21 protein-coding genes are annotated in these 21,310 nt (G+C 65.7%); 4 read left to right on the top strand and 17 right to left on the bottom strand.

Annotation, left to right across the window (positions count from 1 at the left end):
* Nucleotides 1-448: 448 nt before the first annotated feature.
* On the top strand, nt 449-1,684 hold the full coding sequence (locus M1E07_RS08010; protein ID WP_461189716.1) for a heparan-alpha-glucosaminide N-acetyltransferase domain-containing protein: 1,236 nt from the start codon (nt 449-451) through the stop codon (nt 1,682-1,684).
* Between the two features lie 49 nt (nt 1,685-1,733).
* Here M1E07_RS08010 and M1E07_RS08005 read toward each other — a convergent pair whose 3' ends face one another.
* The 7 genes from M1E07_RS08005 to M1E07_RS07975 all read right to left on the bottom strand — a co-directional run bounded on the left by M1E07_RS08005 (nt 1,734) and on the right by M1E07_RS07975 (nt 7,290).
* The gene (locus M1E07_RS08005) at nt 1,734-2,213 is read right to left on the bottom strand and encodes a hypothetical protein (protein WP_461189715.1); all 480 of its coding nucleotides are present in this window, start codon (nt 2,211-2,213) and stop codon (nt 1,734-1,736) included.
* A 2-nt stretch (nt 2,214-2,215) separates the two neighbouring features.
* Nucleotides 2,216-2,986 (bottom strand): 4-hydroxy-tetrahydrodipicolinate reductase, encoded by a 771-nt coding sequence (dapB, locus tag M1E07_RS08000; protein ID WP_461189714.1) that lies wholly within the window; start codon nt 2,984-2,986, stop codon nt 2,216-2,218.
* A gap of 90 nt (nt 2,987-3,076) precedes the next feature.
* On the bottom strand, nt 3,077-3,547 hold the full coding sequence (locus M1E07_RS07995; protein WP_461189713.1) for a molybdenum cofactor biosynthesis protein MoaE: 471 nt from the start codon (nt 3,545-3,547) through the stop codon (nt 3,077-3,079).
* Nucleotides 3,537-4,067 carry a MogA/MoaB family molybdenum cofactor biosynthesis protein gene (locus tag M1E07_RS07990; RefSeq protein WP_461189712.1) on the bottom strand — a complete coding sequence of 177 codons (531 nt, stop codon included), beginning with the start codon at nt 4,065-4,067 and terminating at the stop codon, nt 3,537-3,539. The genes M1E07_RS07995 and M1E07_RS07990 overlap by 11 nt, the downstream gene beginning before the upstream one ends.
* A complete protein-coding gene (moaC, locus tag M1E07_RS07985) occupies nt 4,064-4,558 on the bottom strand; it encodes a cyclic pyranopterin monophosphate synthase MoaC (protein WP_461189711.1) in 495 nt (164 codons plus the stop codon). Before moaC ends, M1E07_RS07990 begins: the two co-directional genes overlap by 4 nt.
* Nucleotides 4,546-5,838 (bottom strand): molybdopterin molybdotransferase MoeA, encoded by a 1,293-nt coding sequence (locus tag M1E07_RS07980; protein WP_461189710.1) that lies wholly within the window; start codon nt 5,836-5,838, stop codon nt 4,546-4,548. The genes moaC and M1E07_RS07980 overlap by 13 nt, the downstream gene beginning before the upstream one ends.
* Nucleotides 5,839-5,859: 21 nt before the next feature.
* Entirely contained in the window at nt 5,860-7,290 is a 1,431-nt protein-coding gene (locus tag M1E07_RS07975) for a molybdopterin-dependent oxidoreductase (protein WP_461190355.1), read from the bottom strand.
* Nucleotides 7,291-7,616: 326 nt separating this feature from the next.
* On the opposite strand from M1E07_RS07975, the gene moaA reads away from it, so the two are divergent.
* From moaA to M1E07_RS07960, 3 genes are all read left to right on the top strand, one after another.
* On the top strand, nt 7,617-8,753 hold the full coding sequence (gene moaA, locus M1E07_RS07970; protein ID WP_461189709.1) for a GTP 3',8-cyclase MoaA: 1,137 nt from the start codon (nt 7,617-7,619) through the stop codon (nt 8,751-8,753).
* A 5-nt stretch (nt 8,754-8,758) separates the two neighbouring features.
* Entirely contained in the window at nt 8,759-9,025 is a 267-nt protein-coding gene (locus M1E07_RS07965; protein ID WP_461189708.1) for a MoaD/ThiS family protein, read from the top strand.
* 210 nt (nt 9,026-9,235) lie between these two features.
* On the top strand, nt 9,236-11,044 hold the full coding sequence (locus tag M1E07_RS07960; RefSeq protein ID WP_461189707.1) for an HNH endonuclease signature motif containing protein: 1,809 nt from the start codon (nt 9,236-9,238) through the stop codon (nt 11,042-11,044).
* 180 nt (nt 11,045-11,224) lie between these two features.
* Here the strand turns inward: M1E07_RS07960 and M1E07_RS07955 are convergent, their stop codons facing one another.
* The 10 genes from M1E07_RS07955 to truB form a co-directional block, all read right to left on the bottom strand.
* A complete protein-coding gene (locus M1E07_RS07955; RefSeq protein WP_461189706.1) occupies nt 11,225-11,728 on the bottom strand; it encodes a DUF1579 domain-containing protein in 504 nt (167 codons plus the stop codon).
* A gap of 61 nt (nt 11,729-11,789) precedes the next feature.
* Nucleotides 11,790-13,133, bottom strand: a complete 1,344-nt coding sequence (locus M1E07_RS07950) for a M16 family metallopeptidase (protein WP_461189705.1) — start codon at nt 13,131-13,133, stop codon at nt 11,790-11,792.
* Nucleotides 13,134-13,246: 113 nt separating this feature from the next.
* Nucleotides 13,247-15,508, bottom strand: a complete 2,262-nt coding sequence (locus tag M1E07_RS07945; protein WP_461190354.1) for a polyribonucleotide nucleotidyltransferase — start codon at nt 15,506-15,508, stop codon at nt 13,247-13,249.
* A gap of 243 nt (nt 15,509-15,751) precedes the next feature.
* Nucleotides 15,752-16,021 (bottom strand): 30S ribosomal protein S15, encoded by a 270-nt coding sequence (rpsO, locus tag M1E07_RS07940; protein ID WP_461189704.1) that lies wholly within the window; start codon nt 16,019-16,021, stop codon nt 15,752-15,754.
* A 202-nt stretch (nt 16,022-16,223) separates the two neighbouring features.
* Complete coding sequence (locus M1E07_RS07935; RefSeq protein WP_461189703.1) at nt 16,224-17,492, bottom strand: kynureninase; 1,269 nt, start codon at nt 17,490-17,492, stop codon at nt 16,224-16,226.
* The gene (gene kynA / locus M1E07_RS07930) at nt 17,489-18,343 is read right to left on the bottom strand and encodes a tryptophan 2,3-dioxygenase (protein ID WP_461189702.1); all 855 of its coding nucleotides are present in this window, start codon (nt 18,341-18,343) and stop codon (nt 17,489-17,491) included. Before kynA ends, M1E07_RS07935 begins: the two co-directional genes overlap by 4 nt.
* A 39-nt stretch (nt 18,344-18,382) precedes the next feature.
* Entirely contained in the window at nt 18,383-19,366 is a 984-nt protein-coding gene (locus M1E07_RS07925; RefSeq protein WP_461189701.1) for a bifunctional riboflavin kinase/FAD synthetase, read from the bottom strand.
* 132 nt (nt 19,367-19,498) lie between these two features.
* Entirely contained in the window at nt 19,499-19,942 is a 444-nt protein-coding gene (locus M1E07_RS07920) for a hypothetical protein (RefSeq protein WP_461190353.1), read from the bottom strand.
* Nucleotides 19,943-19,982: 40 nt separating this feature from the next.
* Entirely contained in the window at nt 19,983-20,336 is a 354-nt protein-coding gene (locus M1E07_RS07915; RefSeq protein ID WP_461189700.1) for a hypothetical protein, read from the bottom strand.
* A gap of 2 nt (nt 20,337-20,338) precedes the next feature.
* Nucleotides 20,339-21,268 carry a tRNA pseudouridine(55) synthase TruB gene (gene truB, locus M1E07_RS07910; protein ID WP_461189699.1) on the bottom strand — a complete coding sequence of 310 codons (930 nt, stop codon included), beginning with the start codon at nt 21,266-21,268 and terminating at the stop codon, nt 20,339-20,341.
* Nucleotides 21,269-21,310: the final 42 nt, after the last annotated feature.

The following is a 21,310-nucleotide window of genomic DNA, read 5'->3' as shown; positions in this document are numbered from 1 at the left end:
ACTTCAGCGTGATGGCCTTTTTCAGCGCGGGCTGGCTCCAGGCCCGGGCTGGCCATACCTGCCGACCGCAGCCTCCCGCAGCCCCTCCGCCCAGGCGGCCAGCCGTTGGGCCGCCCTGACGTAGTGGAACAGTTCCACCGGGGTCAGTGCGTCGATATCAGTCTCGCCGAGCCGGCGGGCGAGTTCCGCCCCCTCCGGTTGTGCGGACAGGCTGACGCCCTCCCGCTCCCACTGGATATCCTCCGGGGATTTTCCGGCACCAGCTGGCGGAAAAGGTAGTCAACCACCCCGGGACTCATGGCCTTCAGCGGACCGGCGTGGGGAGATTCCGGGGCGGGGACTTGGGGTGGTGGGGTTTGCATGCCGCCAATGTTATTCGAACACATATTCGAACACAAGGGCAGCTTCATGACAGCTTCGGTACAGGCAGGTGTGAGACGATCTGGTCATGACCTCCCGAAACGCCGCAACCTCCGCCAGGACGGCTGCCGGCCGGTCCCTCCCGGGCCGGCTGCATGGCATTGACGCAGCACGCGGGCTGGCCCTGCTGGGCATGATGGCCACCCATCTGCTTCCCACGTTCGAGTCGAACGCCGACCTGACCCCTACCTGGGTCGGCCTGGCCTTTTCGGGCAGGGCCGCCGCACTCTTTGCAGTACTGGCAGGCGTGGGCCTCGCCCTGTCCACCGGAAAGCACAAGCCGCTGGATGGCTCCGACCTTTCGGCAGCGAGGCGCGGAGTGGCCTTGCGGGCCCTGGTAATTGCTGCCGCCGGGCTCAGTTTGGGTGGCCTCGAAGTCAACCTGGCCATCATCCTGGTCCATTACGCAGTGCTGTTCCTGTGTATCCTGCCGTTCCTGGGAATGAAGCTGAAGGCACTCTGCGGCTGGGCCGCGGGCTGGATCGTGGCCTCACCCGTTTTGGCGTACCTGTTGCGTCCCTGGCTGCTGGCTGCGACCCCGCCACTGAGGCTGGGCCACAATCCCTCCTGGGAGGATTTGTCCACCCCCACCCGGCTCCTGGCCGACCTCTTTTTAACGGGTTATTACCCCGTCTTCCAGTGGCTGTCCTACCTGTTGGTGGGGCTCGTCGTCGGCCGCCTGATGCTCCACAAGCGACTGGTCCCCTGGGTGCTGCTGATCGGCGGCACCATTGTTGCATTCCTGGCCAAGGCCCTGGGCACCGCGGCGATGGAGAGCTGGGGCGGCCGGGCCGCCCTGGAACAACTGCTGGACTCCCCCGGCTACCCGCTGCACAGCGTCCTGCAGGTCAACCTGACGGGCATTCCGCAGACAGGGTCCTGGTGGTGGCTGGCGTCCGCGGCGCCCCATTCGGCCACCCCGCTGGACTTGTTGCATACGTCCGCGGTGGCAGCGGCGGTGATCGGGGCCTTCCTCCTGCTGGGCAGGCTGGCCGAGTGGGTGGCTTTGGACCTGCTGCTGCCCCTGCGTGGTGCGGGCGCCATGACCCTGACCCTGTACTCCGTCCACGTGTGGGTGGTTTCGGGCTTCTACCTGAAGCCTCTCCCGGCCGGCTGGACTGAGGACGCCATGTACTTCGCCCAAGCGGCCGGTGCCGTGATCGTAGGCATCGTGTTCGTGCTGCTGAAATGGCGCGGGCCTCTGGAATGGCTGGGGCACGCGGCAAACCAGGTGGGCCGCGGCGGGGTCAAGGCTATCCGATAGGTGCGCCGCTCGCGCGGAGCGCAAGCGGTGGAGGGCTAAACCATGGAGGCTAGGCCGGAACGTTGCCGCGGAAAAGCTTCACGGCGTCGCGCATGGACGCCCGGGCGCGCTTGCGGTCGCCGGCGGCGTCGTAGGCGCAGCTGAGCCGGAACCACGAACGCCAGTCCTCCGGTGCTGCTTCAGCCTCCGCCCGGTACTTTTCAAACTCGGCATCGGCTGCGGAACGGACAATCCGGCCTGCCGGCGTCCTGGGCAGCTCATCCACGGGAAGCCCGCCTTCGGCTTCGAGGACCTTCGCCATCTGCTCGGTGCGCGCACCGAACATCAGTTCCCGGACGAGCGCCCAGGCACCGATCACGGGCAAGACGAGGTAGGCCGCTCCGATGGCTACCGCTGCCGGGTTGCTGTCTGTCAGCAGCAGGACCGAGCGCTGGAAGGACACCACCAGGTAAAAGACCAGGAGCAGCGTGACAGCCCCCACCCAGATCTTGGTGCGGTTCTTCCGGAAGCCGGCCAGCACTCCGCTCACGGCTAAAGCCCCAGGTCCAGGTAGCCGTCCAGGCCCACGGTCAGTCCGGGGTGGGCGGCTACGTTGCGCAGGCCAAGCAGCACGCCAGGCATAAAGGACGCGCGGTCAAAGGAGTCATGGCGCAAGGTGAGCTGTTCGCCGGCGCTGCCGAGGAGAACTTCCTGGTGGGCAACGAGGCCGCGGAGCCGCACGCTGTGGACCCGTATGCCGTCCACCTCGCAACCGCGGGCACCGGCAAGTCCGCTGGTGGTGGCATCCGGGCCCGGTGGCACCTGCGCGGCGCTGCGCTCGGCGGCGATGAGTTCTGCGGTTCGGACTGCCGTGCCCGACGGCGCGTCAACCTTGTCCGGGTGGTGCAGTTCGATGATCTCCACGGATTCGAAGTACTTGGATGCCTTCGCGGCGAAGGCGGAGGCCAGCACCGAGCCAAGGGCGAAGTTGGGGGCGATCAGCACACCGGCCTCCGGGTGGCCGGCCAGCAGGTCCTCGAGCGCGGACAGTTTGCCGCCGTCCCAGCCGGTGGTGCCCACAACGGCGTGGATGCCGTGTTCGACGGCGAAGCGGACGTTCGCTTCCGTGCTCTCCGGGACCGTCAGGTCCACCACGAACCTGGCGCCTGCTGAAGTGAGCTGGTCCAGCGAGTCGCCCCTGCCCAAGGCGGCCACGAGCTTCATGTCAGGGGCGGCTTCAATGGCTTTTACGGCTTCGGCGCCCATGCGCCCGTTCGCGCCCAGCACGGCAACGGGCAAGGGAGCAGAAAGTTGTTCGGTCATGGCGTTAACCCTACCGGTGGGCCTGCAGCGCACGGGAACCGCGAAGTGTGCGTTACCTCGCAGGAACTTCGCTTTCGCACGGGATGAGCATCAGCTGCCCGCGCCCACCCATTCCACGGTTCCGTCGGTGAAGAACTGTTCCTTCCAGATGGGAACCTGCTCCTTGATCCTGTCCACCAGCTCGCTGCAGACGGCGAACGCCTGGCCCCGGTGGGCAGCGGACACCGCACACACCAGTGCGGGGTCCCCGATGTCCAGCATGCCAATCCGGTGTGCCGCCCAGATCCGCACTGGCTGGGAGGCAGAGCCGCCGCCCCCTTGTGCCTCCTGTTCGGCAACGAGGCGGGCAACGACGTCGGCCATCACCTGGTGTGCCGTGGGGTGCGCGCTGTAGCTGAGGCGATCAACTGCCTTGCCGCCGTCGTGATTCCGCACGACGCCGCTGAAGCTGACCACCGCACCGGCGGTGTCACTTTCCACTGCCGCGATGGCCTGGTCAACGGAAATGGGCTCCGCGCTCAGGACAGCGTTGACAACCTCGAATGCTGTTTCAGTGCCCATGTCCGCCTTCCAGTTGGTCGCAAAGGTGCCCGATCAGGGGGTCAAGGACGGTCAGTCCATCCATGACCCCTTTGGGTGAGCCGGGCAGGTTGATGATAAATGTTTGTCCGGCGGTGCCTGCATGGCCGCGGCTGAGTGCCGCGAGCGGTGTTTTAGTGGCGCCGGCGCGGCGGATAGCTTCCATGATGCCCGGTATCTCGCGGTCCAGCAGCGGCAGCGTAACGTCCGGTGTGCGGTCATCGGGGCTAAGGCCCGTGCCTCCGCTGGTGATGACGACGGCGGGGCGCTGGGTCAGCAGGGCCCGGATGGCTGCACCTGCCGGCTCGCCGTCGGGAACCACCATCGCGGGAAAGACGTCGAAGCCGTGTTCGGTCAGCCAATCGGCGATCACGGGGCCGGTTTCGTCGTCGTAAATCCCGGCGGCGGCCCGGGTGGAGGCGATGACGACGCCGGCCTTCCGGCCCTGCACGTCGCCGTGGCGGTGCGGTTCGGGCGCGTTCACGGTGCTGGGAGTGGTCACAGTGTCCAGTCCCCGCTCTTACCGCCGCTTTTGGCCAGCACTTTGATGTCGTTCAGGACGGCGTGTTTATCCACGGCCTTGATCATGTCGTAGACGCTCAGCGCCGCGACGGAGGCTGCCGTCAGCGCTTCCATCTCCACCCCGGTAACGCCCCGGGTTTTGACCGTGGCGAGGATCGAGACAGAGTCCAATGCGAGCTCGAAATCCACGGTGACCTTGGACAGCGGAAGCTGATGGCACAGTGGAATCAGTTCCGGGGTCTTCTTGGCCGCCATGATTCCGGCAACCCGTGCCACGGCCAGGGCATCCCCCTTGGGCAGGCCGCCGGAGCCGAGCAGGGCCACGACTTCTGCCGTGGTGTGGACCGTGGCGGTGGCGGTGGCCTCGCGGGTGGTTTCGGCTTTGGCGGAGACATCCACCATCTGGGCGCTGCCGTCCTGGCGCAGGTGCGTCAGCGCGGGAGGGAATTGTTCTGCATTCACAGCATCCATACTTCCACCTCCGCCCCTGCCGCGAGCGCGGCCACTCCAACCGGTACGTGAACCAGCACGTTGGAGCCCGCGAGCGCATGCATCAGGTGCGAGCTTTCCCCGCCCTGCAGCTCCACGGTCCCATCGGGCTGCAGGGTGCCGCGGCGGACCTGGTGCTTGTGCCCGGGCGAGGTGAGGGAATGGCCCAGGCGGGCGCGGAGGGGCAGGCGCGGCGGCGGAGCGCCGAGCAGGCCTGCCAGGACGGGACGGAGGAACATCTCAAACGACACCAGGCAACTGACCGGGTTGCCGGGGAAGCCCAGGAAGGGGCGCCCTTCGAAGCTGCCGATTCCCTGCGGACCGCCCGGCTGCATGGCTATATGCAGGAACTCCACCGGCTGGTCCGCCATGGCCTGCCGTACCACCTCGTACGCGCCTTTGCTGACTCCGCCGGTAGTGACGATGAGATCCGCCGCGTCGCCCTCGGTCCGCAGCAGCATGCGAAGCCCGTCCGGGTTGTCGGTGGCGATGCCGGCGCGGCGGACCTGCAGTCCAGCCTGCTTCATCGCTGCTTCCAGGAGGGTTCCGTTGGAGTCATAAATCTTGCCGGCAGGAAGTGCCTGGCCCGGTTCCACCACCTCGTCCCCGGTGGTGACCAGCAGGACGGTCACAGCGTTGTAGACCGGTACCTCCGGGATGCCCAGCGCCGCGAGCAGGCCCAGCTGGGCAGGGCCAAGGCACGTTCCTGCTGCCAACGCTGCCTGACCGGCCTGGACGTCACTGCCCGCTGCGCGCACAAAGGTCCCGGTCGCTGCCGCAGGCAGCTTCACCTTTGCCTGCTCCGTGTGTGGCAGGAAACGGTCCGGAACGGCCCGCTCAATGGGTACGACGGCGTCTGTCCCCTCAGGGAGCATCGCCCCTGTCATGATGGGGACGGCCATTCCGGGTTCGTGGGCTGCCGGCCTTGCGCCCGCTGGAACGGGCGGCATAATGCGCAACTCCGCTCCGCCGTCGGGCACGTCCGCGGAACGGATGGCATACCCGTCCATCTGCGAGTTCGCGAAGGGCGGCAGGCTGATGGGAGCGCGGATGTCGCTGACCAGGCCCCGGCCCAGCGCCTCGCGAAGGGGCAGCACCTCGGTCCGGTCCTGTGAACGCAACGGACGCAAGAGTTCCTCGACGGCGGCGGCATGCTCAGCCACGGACCTTGCCTCGTGCCCGCCATGGTGCTGGGTGTAGTGCCCTGGTGGATCTGCTGAAATTGTCTGCGGGGACATTCCATGCGGTTGCGTGCTGGTCATGGTTCCGCCTTCAGTAAGCCATCAGGGTTGCACGTCCACTCTAATCGTGTGGAACCCCGTGGCTCCGTCGGGCGCAACGGGCCTGTTCTGCTCGTCCTGCACCTTGCCTGCGATATCTGTGGCACGGACTTGAACCTCGTACTGGCCTGCCGTGAGTTCAAGGCCCAGTTTCCATTGGTACCAGGTGTCCAGCGAGATGCCTGCCGCCAGTTCCGCCTGCTGCCACGGACCACGGTTCACGCGGAGCTCCACCCTTTCGATGCCCCTGTGCTGCGCCCAGGCGACGCCGCCGAACATCACCGCTCCCGCCTTCACTGTCCGGCCGCTTCGCGGCACGTCGATCCTTGAGGAGGTTTTGATGGGACCCCGCTCAGACCAGCCCCGTGGCGTCCAATAGGCGGCGTCGTCCGCGAACCTGGTGACTTTTAGCCCGGTGACCCATTTGGTGGCCGATACGTAGCCATAGAGTCCTGGCACCACAAGCCGGACCGGGAAGCCGTGCTCGAGCGGCAGCGGCTCACCGTTCATTCCGACGGCGAGCAGGGCATCACGGTTGTCGGTGAGGACTTCCAGCGGCGTCCCGGCCGTCCAGCCGTCCACACTTCTTGAGAGCACCATATCTGCGCCGGGCTGCGGCCCGGCAATGGCGAGCAGGTCGCGGACCGGCCATCCCAGCCAGCGCGCGTTGCCAATGAGGTCTCCGCCCACGTTGTTGGACACGCAGGCAATGGTCACATGGCGTTCAGTCAGGGGTTTGGCCAGGAGTTCGGCGAAGGTCAGCTCCACCTCCCTGTCCACCATCCCGGTGACTTTCAGGACCCATGTGTCCGGGTCGACAGAGGGAACCGTGAGGGCCGTGTCGATTCGGTAGAAGTCCGGATTGGGCGTCACCAACGGCTGTATACCCTCCACTCCCGCCTCAGCGGTTGGCGGGACGGGCGGCGCCGGTGAAACGGGGGTTGGCAGAGCCACACGGCTCCTGGCTTCGCTGACCGCTACTGAAGCACCGCGCCATTTTGCCGCCAGCGCTCCGCCGATGACAGTGAATACGGCTCCGCCCGTCAGAGCCTGCAGAAAGCGACGGCGGGCTGGCGCGGCATCGGCCGCTGCCTGCGGTTCCTCGCTCCCCCATCTTTGAAGCCGGCGGATCAGGAATCGAAGCAGGACGCCGGCGACGACGGCGGTGAGTACCGGCAGCGCCACCGCGATAAAAGTCGACTGGGCACGGGTCAGGACGGCCGCCAGGCCCACGATCCCAAATGCGGCAATCACCGCGACGCCCCTCAAGGGGTGGCGGTCCTCCACGACTCCCCCCAGCGCGGCCAGTGCAGCCATCACAAGGCCCAGTCCGACCAGGAGAGCAACCTTGTCCGCCGCGCCGAACAGCGCAATGGCCCAGTCCTTGACCCCGGGAGGAACGGCATCGATGACGGCGCCGCCAACAGCGGTCATGGGCGACAACGACGGACTGAACAAGCCTGCCAACAGTTCGCCCAGCACCACTGCACTGCCCACCGCAGCAGCCCCTGCGGCCGCCGCCCACCACCCGTTCCGGTGTGGCGCTGACTGGTTCGGCAGCGAAGGTGCCGGGTGCTCCTGCAGCCCCGACCCGCCGTCGTGCATCGCCTGCCTTGGCCGTGTGGTGTCCACCCCTCCAGCATAGGTTCGCAAAGTACCTGTGACGCCGGCCCTGTCCCAGGTTCTGCCGGATCTCCTGCTGCCTCCCTTGCGGCCGTCACGGGTGTGATGCGCAACCCAACGTGGCGTAGCCTGAATTCATGAGTGTCCAGCTAGGCATGCCCCAGCCGCGGGAGGAAGCAGCACCCCTGCCGTCCGTTCCCGCTGCCCGCCCGGAGGATGCTCCGCCCGGGCTTACCGATCGCTATGGCCGCCGCGCCACGGACATGAGGCTGTCCCTGACGGACAAATGCAATCTTCGCTGCACCTACTGCATGCCTGCTGAGGGCCTGGAGTGGTTGGCGAAACAGGCAGTGATGTCAGCGGAGGAAATTGTCCGTATTGTGCGGATCGGCGTGGAGCAGCTGGGAGTCCGCGAACTGCGGCTTACCGGTGGCGAGCCTCTGGTGAGGCATGACCTGGTGGACATCATTTCAGCCCTTCGCGGCAACCACCCCGGCCTGCCCATCTCCATGACCACCAACGCTGTCGGCCTGGCGAAAAAGGCGGCGGCGCTGAAGGCTGCCGGACTGACCCGCATCAACGTGTCGCTGGATTCGCTGCATGAGGAAACCTTTACCCAGCTGACCCGCAGGCCTTTCCTGAACCAGGTACTGGCCGGGGTGGACGCCGCCTGGGCTGCAGGCCTGGGCCCGGTCAAGCTCAACGCGGTTCTGATGCGCGGCATCAACGACGCCGAGTCGCCGTCACTGCTCGCCTGGGCTCTCGAGCGCGGCTACGAACTCCGGTTCATTGAGCAGATGCCGCTGGACGCGGACCACGGCTGGACCCGGCGGAACATGATCACAGCCGCGGAGATCCGTCAGATCCTCTCCACCGATTTTGTCCTCAGCCCCGATCCCCGCGCCCGTGACGGCGCCCCGGCGGAGCGTTTTGAAGTACGACGGCGGGCGGCTGGCTCCGGCAGCGGCGCTTCGGGTGCGCCCGGCCCCGTGCTCGGAACGGTGGGGATTATTGCCTCCGTGACCGAACCGTTCTGCTCTGACTGCCGCAGGACCCGGATCACGGCAGAGGGCAAAATCATGAGCTGCCTGTTCTCCCGGGAAGAATTCGACCTGCTGGGCCTGCTGCGCTCCGGAGCTACCGATGATGCCCTTGCCCAGCGGTGGCAGGACGCGATGTGGCTCAAACCCAAAGCCCATGGAATGGACCACGTGGGACTAGACGCTCCGGACTTCGTCCAGCCGGACCGCAGCATGAGCGCCATCGGGGGCTGAAACTTTTGAACGTACGTTACTTCGCTGCCGCACGCGCCGCCGCAGGCCTGGAGGAAGAGAGCTTCGACCTGGCGCCGGGCGCTACTGTTGCTGATCTTCTGGAGACCGTTCTGTCCGTGCAGCGCCCCGAGCCTCCCGCCGGCACTCCCCCGCTCCCGAGGATCCTGTCACGCAGTAGTTTCCTGCTGAATGAGGTGGCCGTGCGGGACCGCGCCGTCGTTCTAGAGGCGGACGACGTGGTGGATGTGTTGCCTCCGTTCGCCGGGGGGTAGGAGCAGCTTCCCGAATCGGTTCGCCGGCCTTGTTTAGTTCCGGTGCTCCGGAAATGTCAGTGCGCAGGAAATGTCAGTGCCTCCATTGATGATGTTGGTATGCAGACACGCGCAGGGGTCCACGGGATTAGCGCGGGCGCGCTTTTTCCTGCCGCGCCTGCTGCGCCGGTTCGCCCATCAGCCGCTCTCCATCAGGATGTCAGTGCCTCGATGGATGATGTTTCTATGGGAAACGGCGCGGCCACAGAAACAGTGATGGAGGGCATTTGCGCCTCCGTCGCCGGCCTGAATGCCCTGTTCCTTGAGGATGCTGCACTGGGCACCGGTGCCAGTGCCGGCCCTGTTGTGGATGTGTTGCAGCGGCAGTATGAGATCCGGCTGGACCGGATGGCGGTAGTGAAGCAATTCGAAGCCCAGCTCGCCGCGGTCAAGGCCCGGGACGCGGCCGAGGCCGTCGAAATCCAGCACGCCATGACCCCGCCGGAAGCGCCAGTGCATGAGCGGACGTTCAACGAGATGTCAGCAGTCGAGGAGATCGCCGGCGTCCTGACTATCAGCTCCGCCTCGGCGGGGGCACTCGTCACCCACTCCCGGCAAATCTGCTCCCTGCCGCTGGCGTTCGAAGCCTTGTCCTCGGGCGCCATCTCCTGGCAGCACGCCAGAATCATCGCCGACGAAACCGAAGGCCTCGGCCCCACCGGCGCCAGCAACCTCGCCGCGCATTTCCTGGACCCGGACGCGCCCAACCCGGCCCGCGGAGCCGCCGCCGGCGACCTCGTCCCCGCACGCTTCCGGGCCAAAGTCCGTGGCTGGCGCGAACGCCACCACCCCGAAAGCCTCGAAAAACGCCACACCAAGTGCGCCGCGGACCGGCGGATGGAATACACCCCAGACAGGGACGGCATGGCATGTGTCTCGCTCTACCTGCCCGCCGACACCGCATCCGCCATATGGAACCGCACCACCGCCCTCGCCCGCGGCCTTCAGGGCCCCGACGAGCCCCGGTCAATGACACAATTACGCCCCGACATCGCCGCCCACCTACTCCTCACCGCAGGACCAGCCCTCGGCCCCGCCCCGAAAAGCAGCCCAGGACAAAACAACACGGGCGAAGCCAACACAGAAACCACCCAAGGGAACACCGACGCCCCCATCGGAGTGGCCTTCCTCTCCGTCAATGACCGGCCCGATGACGCCTCCGGCACCGGTGTCACCGAAGACGGCACCTCTACCGGCTCCACCGGGCAGGAGGCTACAAACACCCACCCTGTCGACCTCGCCAGTGTCCCAGTCCCGGGCGCCCAAGTCCTCGTCACCGTGCCGGTGTTTGCACTCCTCGGCCTCACCGACGAACCCGCAACGCTCGACGGCCACGGACCCATCCCCGCCTCCATGGCCCGCAAACTCGTCGCCGATGGGGCCAGCTCCTTTTACCGGGTGCTCGTCGACCCCCGGGACGGGGCACCACTGGAAATCGGACGCACCAATTACCGCCTAACCAAAGCCATGAAACAAGCCATCCGCCTCAGAGACGGCAAATGCACCTTCCCCGGCTGCAACAACCACTCCCTCGACAACGACACCGACCACCTCACCGCCTGGCACCACGGCGGAACCACCGGAATCAGCAACCTGGCCCAACTCTGCCCAAAGCACCACCGCCTCAAGCACCACAAACCCTGGACCCCCACACCAGCCAACAACAACGAACCACCCGGCTGGACCTCACCCACCGGCCGTCACTACAAACCCGAACAACCCGACCGGGAACCACCACAATGGCCACCCGGACTCCTGCCGGCTGAAATGTCCAAGTTCCAGCCTGCCGAGGCGCCCGCATTCCTGGACTTCCTGCACGTTGACCCGCCCCTTGAAGAACCAGTTGATGACAGTCTTGTGGATGCCGATGACATACCGCCCGACGACCACGTCTGGGACGACTTCTACGCCACGCCCCCAAAACTGCCCGAGGACCCACTCAAGGAGTGGGAGTGGGAATGGGACATGTCGCACTCCTGAAGTCGTCACGCCCCGCTGACGCTGGCGCCGATGCCGTCGACGGTGCTCATCGTCAACCTCGTAGGGGCCGTTCCGCATCCGCGCCGGCAGCGACATCGAGACGGCGGAGTACGCGACGGCTGCCTGGTCACCATGCCCACCCGCGCGTTGAAGTCGGCTACTCACTCCGGACCCGGTCCGTCAGCCCCGCTGGAATGATGAGGTCATAAACGGTACATAGGCCGAGCCAGTCCCGTCAGCCACGCCGCGCTTCTCCTCTGGAGCCTCCTCACGCCGGGTACGAAGCTCAGTTACATGCGTCAGCAGGTCGCCATCCACGCGCAATGTATGGCGGGTCCAGCCGACACCGCCACGACGTTCCACCCGAAGGGCGCCGTCATGCCAGGTGCAGCGGGCCGGTGCGCCAGGGCCCGGGTTCACCTTGTCGACGTAGTACCAGAAAACGTCCTGGTGATCCGGATCAACAGTGAAAATCCCGTGGCCTTCGAAATGTGTCCCGTCCGGTTCCAGATGGCGGTAGCTCTGCACGACGGCAGACCCGCTGGCCACCGGCGTGTAGGTCACCTCGGCGTCAACGGTCCGTTCGGGCCCCCAAGCACCGGCAGCGAGCCGGGTACTCCCCCGCCAGTGGCCCAGGAAGCCAGCCAGGGCCTTTGGCGCGCGGCCCGGCGAGGTCCGTTCCACGTCCCCTCACCTCCAGAACTAAGTCCTGCCGTCTACGCGCTAAGTCTTGCCGCTTGCCAAGTCAGAGTCCGAACGTTTCCGTCTCCTCGAATGGCCCTACGACGGTCACAGTCCGAGGTGCCGCCGCCAGTTCCGCCGCAAGGTCCTGGACCTGCTCTGCCGTAACAGACTTGATGAGCCGGAGCGTTTCGTCGATGTCCTGGTACTCGCCGGAAACGAGTTCCGCACGGCCCAGCCGCGACATCCGCGACCCGGTATCCTCCAGTGCCAGGACGATACCGCCGCCGAGCTGGCCCACAGCCTTGCGCAGCTCGTCCTCGGTGATTCCGTGCTCCGCGAGCTTGTCCAATTCCACGCCGAGCAGGTCCAGGACCTGCCGCACTTTGGACGGCGTGCAGCCTGCGTACATGCCGAAATACCCGGCGTCCGCGTAGGAGGAAGCGAAGGAGTAGGTGGAATACACCAGGCCGCGCTTCTCGCGGATTTCCTGGAACAGCCGCGAAGACATGCCTCCGCCCAGCACGGCGTTCAGGACACTCATGACGTAACGCCGTTCGTCGGTGGCAACGATGGTGGGACAGCCCATGATGATGTTTGCTTGCTCCACGGCGCGCTTGACCACGTGAAGTCCCGCCGTCCCCGTGATCAGGGCCCGGTCGGTGGAACGCCTTTCCACCGGCGCGGCGTCACCCTTCAGCGACCAGCCGGCAGACTCCAGGGCATCCACTACCAGGTCGCAGACAACGTGGTGCTCCAGGCCACCGGCCGCGGTGATCACGAGTTCGTCTGGCCGGTAATACCGCTGGTAGTGCTCCCAGACGGAGTCACGGGCTACGGCCTTGATGGCGTCCGGCGTACCGCCAATGGGGCGGCCCAGCGGGTGGCTGCCGAGCACGGCTGCGACAAAGTGTTCATGGGCGACGTCGGTGGGGTCATCGCTGTCCATGGCGATCTCCTCGAGGATGACGTCCCGTTCCTGCTCCATCTCTGCCGGGTCGAGGACCGCTCCGGTGATCATGTCGGCGATGACGTCGATTGCCATGGGCAGGTCAGAATCCAAGACCCGCGCGAAGTAGCACGTGCTCTCCTTGGCCGTGGCCGCGTTCGACTCGCCGCCCACTTCGTCGAAGGCCGATGCGATCTCCAAGGCGGTACGGCGCTTGGTTCCCTTGAACAGGAGATGCTCGAGGAAGTGCGTGGAGCCGTGCTGCCCCGGAGCCTCGTCCCGGGACCCGACGCCAACCCAAAAACCGATGGTTGCTGACCGCTGTCCAGGCATGGCCTCGGTCAGCACCCGCACTCCCCCGGGCAGCACCGAGCGCCGGACTTCGGAGCCGCCGTCGGAACCGTGGACCAGCGTGTCGCCGCGGTGGTTCTGCTCGAGCGGCAGGGGTACAACAGTCATTGAGGCCTTTCAAAAGGGCAGCCGGGATCTGGCTGCCATCGTAACAGCGGCGGGGCCGGTGGATCATCCACCGGCCCCGCCGATTCATGCTTGTGTGCCGGAAACCGGAACTGCTAGATGTCAGCGCCTTCAGCAGGTTCCGTGGTGTGGGCGCGCTCGGTCTCTGCCTCGGCGCCTTCTTCCTCGGCAACGACCGGGGCAAGCGAGAGCTTTCCACGGTCGTCGATCTTGGTGATTTCCACCTGGACCTTCTGGCCCACCGAGACAACGTCATCGACGTTGTCCACGCGCTTGCCGTTGGCCAGCTTGCGCAGCTCGGAGATGTGCAGGAGGCCGTCCTTGCCCGGGGTCAGCGAAACGAAGGCACCGAAGGTGGTGGTCTTGACGACCGTACCCAGGTAACGCTCGCCGATTTCCGGAACCTGCGGGTTCGCGATGGCGTTGATCGCGGACCGTGCTGCATCGGCAGACGGGCCGTCGGTGGCGCCAATGTAGACCGTGCCGTCATCCTCGATCGAGATGTCGGCGCCGGTGTCCTCCTGGATCTGGTTGATCATCTTGCCCTTGGGGCCAATGACCTCGCCGATCTTGTCCACGGGGATCTTCACGGCGATGACGCGCGGGGCGAACTCGGAGAGCTCGTCCGGGGTGTCAATGGCCGAGTCCATAACCTCAAGGATGTGCAGGCGTGCTTCGCGGGCCTGCTTCAGGGCTGCTGCCAGGACCGAGGCGGGGATGCCATCGAGCTTGGTGTCCAGCTGGATGGCCGTGACGAACTCGGAGGTACCGGCAACCTTGAAGTCCATGTCGCCGAAGGCATCTTCGGCGCCAAGGATGTCGGTCAGTGCCGCGTAGCGGGTCTGGCCGTCCACCTGGTCGGAGACCAGGCCCATGGCGATACCGGCGACGGCGGCCTTCAGGGGCACACCGGCGTTCAGCATCGACAGGGTGGAGGCGCAGACGGAGCCCATCGACGTCGAACCGTTGGAGCTGAGAGCCTCAGACACCTGGCGGATGGCGTACGGGAATTCCTCCCGGGACGGCAGTACAGGCACAAGTGCGCGCTCTGCCAGTGCACCGTGGCCGATTTCGCGGCGCTTGGGCGAACCCACACGGCCGGTTTCACCGGTGGAGTACGGCGGGAAGTTGTAGTTGTGCATGTAGCGCTTGGTCTTCACCGGCGACAGCGAGTCGATCTGCTGTTCCATCTTCAGCATGTTCAGCGTGGTGACACCCATGATCTGGGTCTCGCCGCGTTCGAAGATGGCCGAACCGTGGACGCGGGGCAGGACCTCAACTTCGGCGGTGAGCTGGCGGATGTCCGTCAGGCCACGGCCGTCAATGCGAATCTGGTCCTTGAGGATGCGCTGGCGCACGACCTGCTTGGTGACCGAGCGGAATGCTGCGGACAGCTCCTTCTCGCGGCCCTCGAACTGGCTGGCCAGGGCAGCGGTTACTTCGTCCTTCAGCGCGTCAGACGCGTCGTTGCGCTCCGTCTTGTCCGCGATCTGGAAGACAGCCGTCAGCTTCTCAACGGCAGCAGCCTCAACAGCGGCGTAAACGTCGTCCTCGTAGTCCAGGAAAACGGGGAACTCGACGGTCGGCTTGGCAGCGCGGGCGGCGAGGTCGGCCTGGGCGTCGCACAGTGCCTTGATGAACGGCTTGGCAGCCTCGAGGCCCTCGGAGACAACCTCTTCGGTGGGTGCGGTGGCGCCCTGTTCCTTGATGAGGTTCCAGGAGTTGTCGGTGGCTTCGGCTTCGACCATCATGATGGCGACGTCATCACCGGCGATGCGGCCCGCAACGACCATGTTGAACACGGAGTTTTCCAGCTGGGAGTGCTTCGGGAAAGCAACCCACTGGGATCCGTTTTCGTCGGCGACCAAGGCAACGCGGACGCCACCGATGGGGCCGGAGAACGGCAGGCCGGAAAGCTGGGTGGACATGGAAGAGGCGTTGATGGCCACCACGTCGTACAGCTCGTCGGGGTTGATGGCCAGGACGGTCACCACGATCTGGACCTCGTTGCGCAGGCCCTTGACGAAGGCCGGACGCAGCGGGCGGTCCATCAGGCGGCAGGCCAGGATGGCTTCGGTGGACGGGCGTCCTTCACGGCGGAAGAACGAGCCCGGAATGCGGCCGGCAGCGTACATACGCTCTTCGACGTCGACGGTCAGCGGGAAGAAGTCAAAGCCTTCACGCGGGTGCTTGCCGGCGGTGGTGGCGGAGAGCAGCGCGGTGTCATCGTCGATGTACACCATGGCTGCGCCGGCTGCCTGCTTGGCGAGGCGGCCGGTTTCGAAGCGGATTACACGCTTGCCAAAACGGCCATTGTCAATGACTGCTTCTGAGAACTGGATTTCGGGACCCTCCAAGAGAGTCACCTCCGTTTCTGTTTTACGGAAGTCCAGCCGCATCAACCCAGCCCAGCATCTGTCTACTGGCCCTGCACCCGGTCATCGATCGAGACCCACGGGCCAGGGCTTCAGTCAACGAAGCCCTTCCCGGGGATCACTACCGAGGACCGCGAATGCGTGATGCGGTTGATCCTCCTTTTTAGTTTTTCATTTGTAGGAGGCGGCCCGTTCCATGCTGGAATGGGCCGCCCCTAAGTGCGACTAGCGGCGCAGGCCGAGGCGCTCGATGAGCGAACGGTAGCGGGCGATGTCGGTCTTCTTGAGGTAGCTCAGCATGCGCTTGCGACGACCAACCATGGCCAGCAGACCGCGCTGGGTGTGGTAATCGTGCTTGTGCTCCTTCATGTGCTCAGTCAGATCCTTGATCCGCTGGGTCAGGACTGCAACCTGGACTTCCGGTGAACCGGTGTCGCCTTCTACGGTTGCGTATTCCGTGATGATGGACTGCTTTACAGCGGCGTCAAGTGCCACAATAACTCCTAGGGATGTGCCGTGAGGGCCCAGGTCAGTAACTCACTGCCGGGTCTGCTGCCGCGGCGGTACGGGAAACCCGGACAGTGCCACACGCAACAGGAACCAGCCACCACGGACTGCAGCCGGATCCATCCCCCAGTTTACCGGCCCCCGCCCAATCTTGTCGAAACAGGGCGGCCTGGGTGAGGTAGCCTCTTCGTCAGCGCCGCAGCCGGTCCCGGATTACCGCCATCCCCTGCAGGACCTCAGCGAAGCTGGTGCTCAACGGCGAGAGTCCCACGCGGATGCCGTGCGGTGCGCGGAAGTCGGGGATGATGTCCTCGTCCCACAGGTCCGACACCGTCTCTTTGGCGAACCCGGGATGGTCCAGGGTGATGTGGCCGCCACGGTCCCCCGGCTCCCGCGGCGAGGCGAGTTCCACACCCAAGGGTGCCAGCCAGGCTTCAAAGATCTCGACGGCGAAGGCGGTCAGCTGTACCGACTTCTCCCTGACGGCAGCCATGGTTGCCTCCTCGATGAGGTCGAGCGTCCCCCGCATGGCGAGCATCCCGAAGATCGCCGGCGTTCCGCTGAGGAAACCGCGGATGCCCGGAGCCGGTTCATAGCCGGGGCCCATCTCGAAAGCGTCCTTGCGGCCCATCCACCCCCAAATTGGCTGATTAAGCGAGGGCAGGTGGCGATGGTTGACGTAAGCGAAGGCCGGCGAGCCCGGCCCTCCGTTGAGGTACTTGTAGGTGCATCCCGCAGCGAAGTCCACGCCCGCACTGTCGAGGCCAATCTCGACTGAACCGGCGGAATGGCAAAGATCCCACACCACCAGCGCACCGGCGTCATGCACTGCTGCCGTGATGCCCGGCAAATCGGCCAAATGGCCGGACCGGTAGGCGATGTGGCTCAAGAGTACGACGGCGGTGCGCGGCCCGGCAGCTTCGCGCACCTGGTCAACGGTCACCCCGGAGGCGGGGTCCGTTTCGATCCAGCGAAGCGTCAGGCCTTCCTCAAGGGCGATGCCTTCCACAAGGTAGCGGTCCGTGGGGAAGTTTTCGGTGTCCAGGACCAGTTCATTGCGGTCCGGGTCGGTCACGGCCGCAAGGGCGGCACGGATCAGCTTGTACAACACCACGGTGGTGGAGTCCGCGATGATTGTTTGTCCGGATGCCGCGCCCAGCACAGCCCGGCCCAGCTGGTCGCCGATGGCTTGGGGCAGGTCCAGCCATTCCTCGTCCCAGCCCCGGATCAGGCGCCCGCCCCAGCCCTCGCGGATGAAAACGCCGATGTCCTCTGCCGTTCGCACCAGCGGCCGGCCCAGGGAGTTGCCGTCCAGGTAGGACAGCGGTGTATCTGTACCGATGAACTGGCTGCGGTAGTGCGCCAGGGGGTCCTGCCGGTCCAGCCCGGCCGCCCGCTGCTGCAGGGCCGCCTCCCTGTCCTCTGCGTTTCCCACGGTTAGCTGCTCCTGTGCGGTCATTGGCCGATCTCCGTCCTGACGGCGAAAAGCTCCGGGAAGAAGGTCAGTTCGAGGGCCTTCTGCAGGAACGCGGCCCCGCTCGAGCCGCCGGTTCCCGTTTTCATGCCTATAGTCCTCTGCACGGTGCGCAGGTGCCGGAAGCGCCACAGGTGGAAGTTGTCCTCAAGATCCACCAGTTCCTCGCACGCCTCATACGCGCCCCAGTTGTCCGCGGCATTCTCGTAGATGTGCTTGAACAGGGGCACCAGCTCGGGCGTAAATTCGTGGGCCCGGGTGACGTCCCGCTCAAGCACTGCCTGGGGCACAGCCAACCCCTGGCGGGCGAGGTAGGCCAAAAATTCGTCATAAATGCTGGGCGCGTGAAGCAGTTCATCCAGCATTGCGTGGGCTTCCGGATCCGACTCGAACACCGGAAGCATCTTGCGGTTTTTGTTGCCCAGAACGAACTCAACGGCCCGGTACTGGCTCGACTGGAAACCGGAGGAATTGCCCAGGAAGCCGCGGAACTGCGAATACTCGGTGGGCGTCAGTGTGGCTAGCACGGACCACTGCTCGGTAAGGGTCTTTTGGATGTGCTTGACCCGGGCAATGCCCTTGAGTGCGGACCCGAGATCATCCGAGCGCAGCCAGGCGGCGGTGCTCCGCAATTCATGCAGCACCAGCTTGAGCCACAGCTCGGTGGTCTGGTGCTGGATGATGAAGAGCATTTCATCGTGGTGTTCCGGCTGGCTGACGGGCTGCTGCGCACTCAGCAGGGTTGGCAGCTGCAGGTACGAGGCGTAGCTCATCCGTGAGCTGAAATCACGGACAATGCCTTCGTCCAGTTTCCTGGTGTTCTTCTCAACGGACACGGAACTGCCTTTCCCTGGGGCGCTGTCCCTGCGGACAGTTCAGCGCCGGGCGAGGAGGTGGTGCGCCTGGACCACATCCAGGCGCATCTGGTCCACCAGCGCCTCAGGCCCACGGTATGCCACCATGCCCCTCAGCCGGGCCACGAATTCTACAACTACTGTCTGGCCATACAGATCGAAGTCCTCCACGGCCTCGTGGGGCCGGTCGATGACATGCGCTTCCACCTGCCTGCTCACGCCGTCGAACGTGGGATTCGAGCCGACGGAAATCGCTGCGGGCCAGCGCGTCCCGGCCTGGTCCACCAGCCAGCCGGCGTAGATGCCGTCCGCCGGGATGAGTCCGCTGGCGCTGCTTGCGAGGTTGGCCGTGGGAAATCCGAGGGCACGGCCGCGGGCGGCGCCATGTACAACTTCCCCGCGCATCCGGTGTGCGCGCCCCAGCACTGCCGCGGCCGTAGCGACGTCGCCTTCCTGCAGCGCCTCGCGCACCCAGGTGGAAGAGCAGCGGCGGTCCGTGCCGTCGTCGTCATGCAAGGGGTAGCCCTCCGAGCCGAACTCACTGATGACCTGGACCTCGAACCCGAATTTCCCGCCGAGCGCCTTCATGGTGTCCAGGTCGCCGGAGTTGCCGCGGCCGAACCGGGCGTCGTGGCCGATCACCACGTGGCTTGCATGCAGGCAGTCCACCAGGAACTGCTCCACAAACTCTTCAGCGGTGAGGCTGGCGAGATCCAGCGAGTACTTCATCACCAGGATGGCGTCCAGGCCCAACTCCCCCAGCGCCTCCAGCTTGTCTGGCAGCCCCATGATCAGCTCGGGCGCGGATTCGGGGCGGTGAACCAGGGCCGGGTGGGGATCGAACGTGACGGCCACCGACCTGGAACGGTTGAGGCGGGCGGTGCGGATCAACTGGGACAGCACCTGCTGATGGCCGCGGTGAACGCCGTCGAAGTTCCCAAAGGTGACAACAGATGGGCCGAAGTCCGCCGGGACCTCGGACGGATCGTTCCAGATGTGTACCATCACCCTCGCCTTTTACTGCCTGCAAATATCAACGCTCCGGGCCCTGCCGGCCGCGGAACTCTCTAAAGATTACCCGCATTCACCCCGGCACCTTTGCCAGGCGGCGCGATGCCATCCGCCCGCCGCCCGGCGTCAGGACTTGCGGGACGGCCGCCGCCGGTAGAGCCACACCAGGCCCAGGATCGGCAGCAGCAGGGGAATAAACGCGTAGCCGCGGCCAAAGAGGGACCAAACCGTCTCATGCGGGAACTGGACCGGGTCAAAGACGCTCAGGCTGCCAACAACGAGCACGCCGACCAGTTCCACGAGGACGGCCGCGACGGACACCTTGAACCATGTACTGCCGGCCCGGGCAAGGGAGACGGTGGCAATGACGTAAACCAGTGCCGCGAACGCTGAGAGCAGGTACGCCAGCGGCGCCTCGGAAAACTTGGTGAGGATCTGATAGCCGGCGCGGGCCGAGGCCGAGATGGCGAAGACTGCATAGACGGCGATGAGCAGTCGTCCGGGCCCCGTGTTGCGGGTGTTCCCCGACCCGGTTCCGTTTGCGGCTGCGTCCTGGACCTTGCCGGGCAGGGCGGAGTGCTGGTCTTTCACGTTGCGTGCTTCTTCCACTTCAGTACCAGATCTGATTCATTCGGGCGGCCATCACCAGCGCGGTGACACCGACGGCGGCCAGGACAAAGTTGCTCCACCGGGTACGTTCCAGAATGGACCAGTAGACGGCGGCGGGCGGCAGGAGCATCGCGGTGGCGAGGTAGCCCCAGAATTCCCACGCCTCCCCGGCGATGGGCTCTCCGGCTATGACGCGCACGATGGATCCGACCAGGTACACCAGGAGCGCCACCTCGACGGCGGCGACCGAGAGGATGGTGATGTCGTTCGGTGCTTTTTTCAGGATGCCGGCCAGGAGGCAGATCCCGCTGGACAGGAGCCCCACCACCAGGATGATGTAGAAATAGGCGTCCACCCTTAGGCCACCCCGGAAGCGCCGGTACCGGTACCGGGGGCAAATACCAGCACGGGCTTGGCGAAGCTGCCCGCGTCGGCAAGCAGCGCCACCAGGCTTCCGTCGGGGGCGAAGGCTGCTGCGGGGTGTTCGGCTGTGGCCGCCCCCGGGCTGCCGGGGGCGGCACCAGCGGAAATCCGCCGGCCAAAGGAAATCTCAGTGGTTTCTTCCGGGCTGAGCTCGCGGTTGGGCATCAGCGCCCGGGCGGCCTCGGACATCTCAAGGACGTTGAGCTCGTCCGCAAGCTGTTCCAGGGTGCGCGCCTGTTCCAGTGAATAGGGGCCCACGTGCGTCCGGCGGAGGGCTGTAAGGTGGCCGCCGACGCCGAGTGTGTTGCCGAGGTCCCTGGCAAGGGCCCGGATGTACGTCCCGGAGGAGCATTCAACCGTGACATGCAGGTCCACGACGTCCGCCACAGGGTCCCTGCTGATGCTGTGCACCTCAAACCGGTGGATGGTGACCGGGCGTGCCGCGAGCTTCACCTCTTCGCCGGAGCGGACCCGGGCGTACGCTCGTTCCCCGTTGACCTTGATGGCGCTCACGCTGCTCGGCACCTGCTGGATCTGGCCGGTGAGGGCCGCAACGCCGTCGTGGATTGCCTCCTCGGCAACCCCGGAAGTGCCGGCCGTGGCAGTGACCTCACCTTCGGCATCGTCCGTCACTGTGGACTGGCCCAGGCGGATGGTGGCGGTGTAGGTCTTGGAGGTGCCCACGATGTATGTCAGCAGGCGGGTGGCCTTGTTGATGCCCACTACCAGGACGCCGGTGGCCATCGGATCCAGCGTGCCGGCATGCCCCACTTTCCGGGTACCGGCGAGGCGCCGCATTCGGCCAACCACATCATGGCTGGTCCATCCCTGCGGTTTGTCCACTATCACCAGTCCAGAAAGCACGCCTCCCAGTATATCGACGCCGGTCCCGCCGCCCGCCCACGT

Source organism: Arthrobacter sp. Z4-13 (genome assembly GCF_054792705.1).
Note: the sequence above shows the minus strand (reverse complement) of the source record. Positions and strands in the feature narration are given on the sequence as shown.

Excerpts from the sequence above, each read along its gene's own strand:
- M1E07_RS08010 (WP_461189716.1), top strand. The coding sequence starts at position 449 with ATGACCTCCCGAAACGCCGCAACCTCCGCCAGGACGGCTGCCGGCCGG.
- dapB (WP_461189714.1), bottom strand. The coding sequence starts at position 2,986 with ATGACCGAACAACTTTCTGCTCCCTTGCCCGTTGCCGTGCTGGGCGCG.
- M1E07_RS07995 (WP_461189713.1), bottom strand. The coding sequence starts at position 3,547 with ATGGGCACTGAAACAGCATTCGAGGTTGTCAACGCTGTCCTGAGCGCG.
- moaC (WP_461189711.1), bottom strand. The coding sequence starts at position 4,558 with ATGGATGCTGTGAATGCAGAACAATTCCCTCCCGCGCTGACGCACCTG.
- M1E07_RS07980 (WP_461189710.1), bottom strand. The coding sequence starts at position 5,838 with ATGACCAGCACGCAACCGCATGGAATGTCCCCGCAGACAATTTCAGCA.
- M1E07_RS07975 (WP_461190355.1), bottom strand. The coding sequence starts at position 7,290 with ATGACCGCTGTTGGCGGCGCCGTCATCGATGCCGTTCCTCCCGGGGTC.
- moaA (WP_461189709.1), top strand. The coding sequence starts at position 7,617 with ATGAGTGTCCAGCTAGGCATGCCCCAGCCGCGGGAGGAAGCAGCACCC.
- M1E07_RS07960 (WP_461189707.1), top strand. The coding sequence starts at position 9,236 with ATGGATGATGTTTCTATGGGAAACGGCGCGGCCACAGAAACAGTGATG.
- M1E07_RS07950 (WP_461189705.1), bottom strand. The coding sequence starts at position 13,133 with ATGACTGTTGTACCCCTGCCGCTCGAGCAGAACCACCGCGGCGACACG.
- M1E07_RS07935 (WP_461189703.1), bottom strand. The coding sequence starts at position 17,492 with ATGACCGCACAGGAGCAGCTAACCGTGGGAAACGCAGAGGACAGGGAG.
- M1E07_RS07925 (WP_461189701.1), bottom strand. The coding sequence starts at position 19,366 with ATGGTACACATCTGGAACGATCCGTCCGAGGTCCCGGCGGACTTCGGC.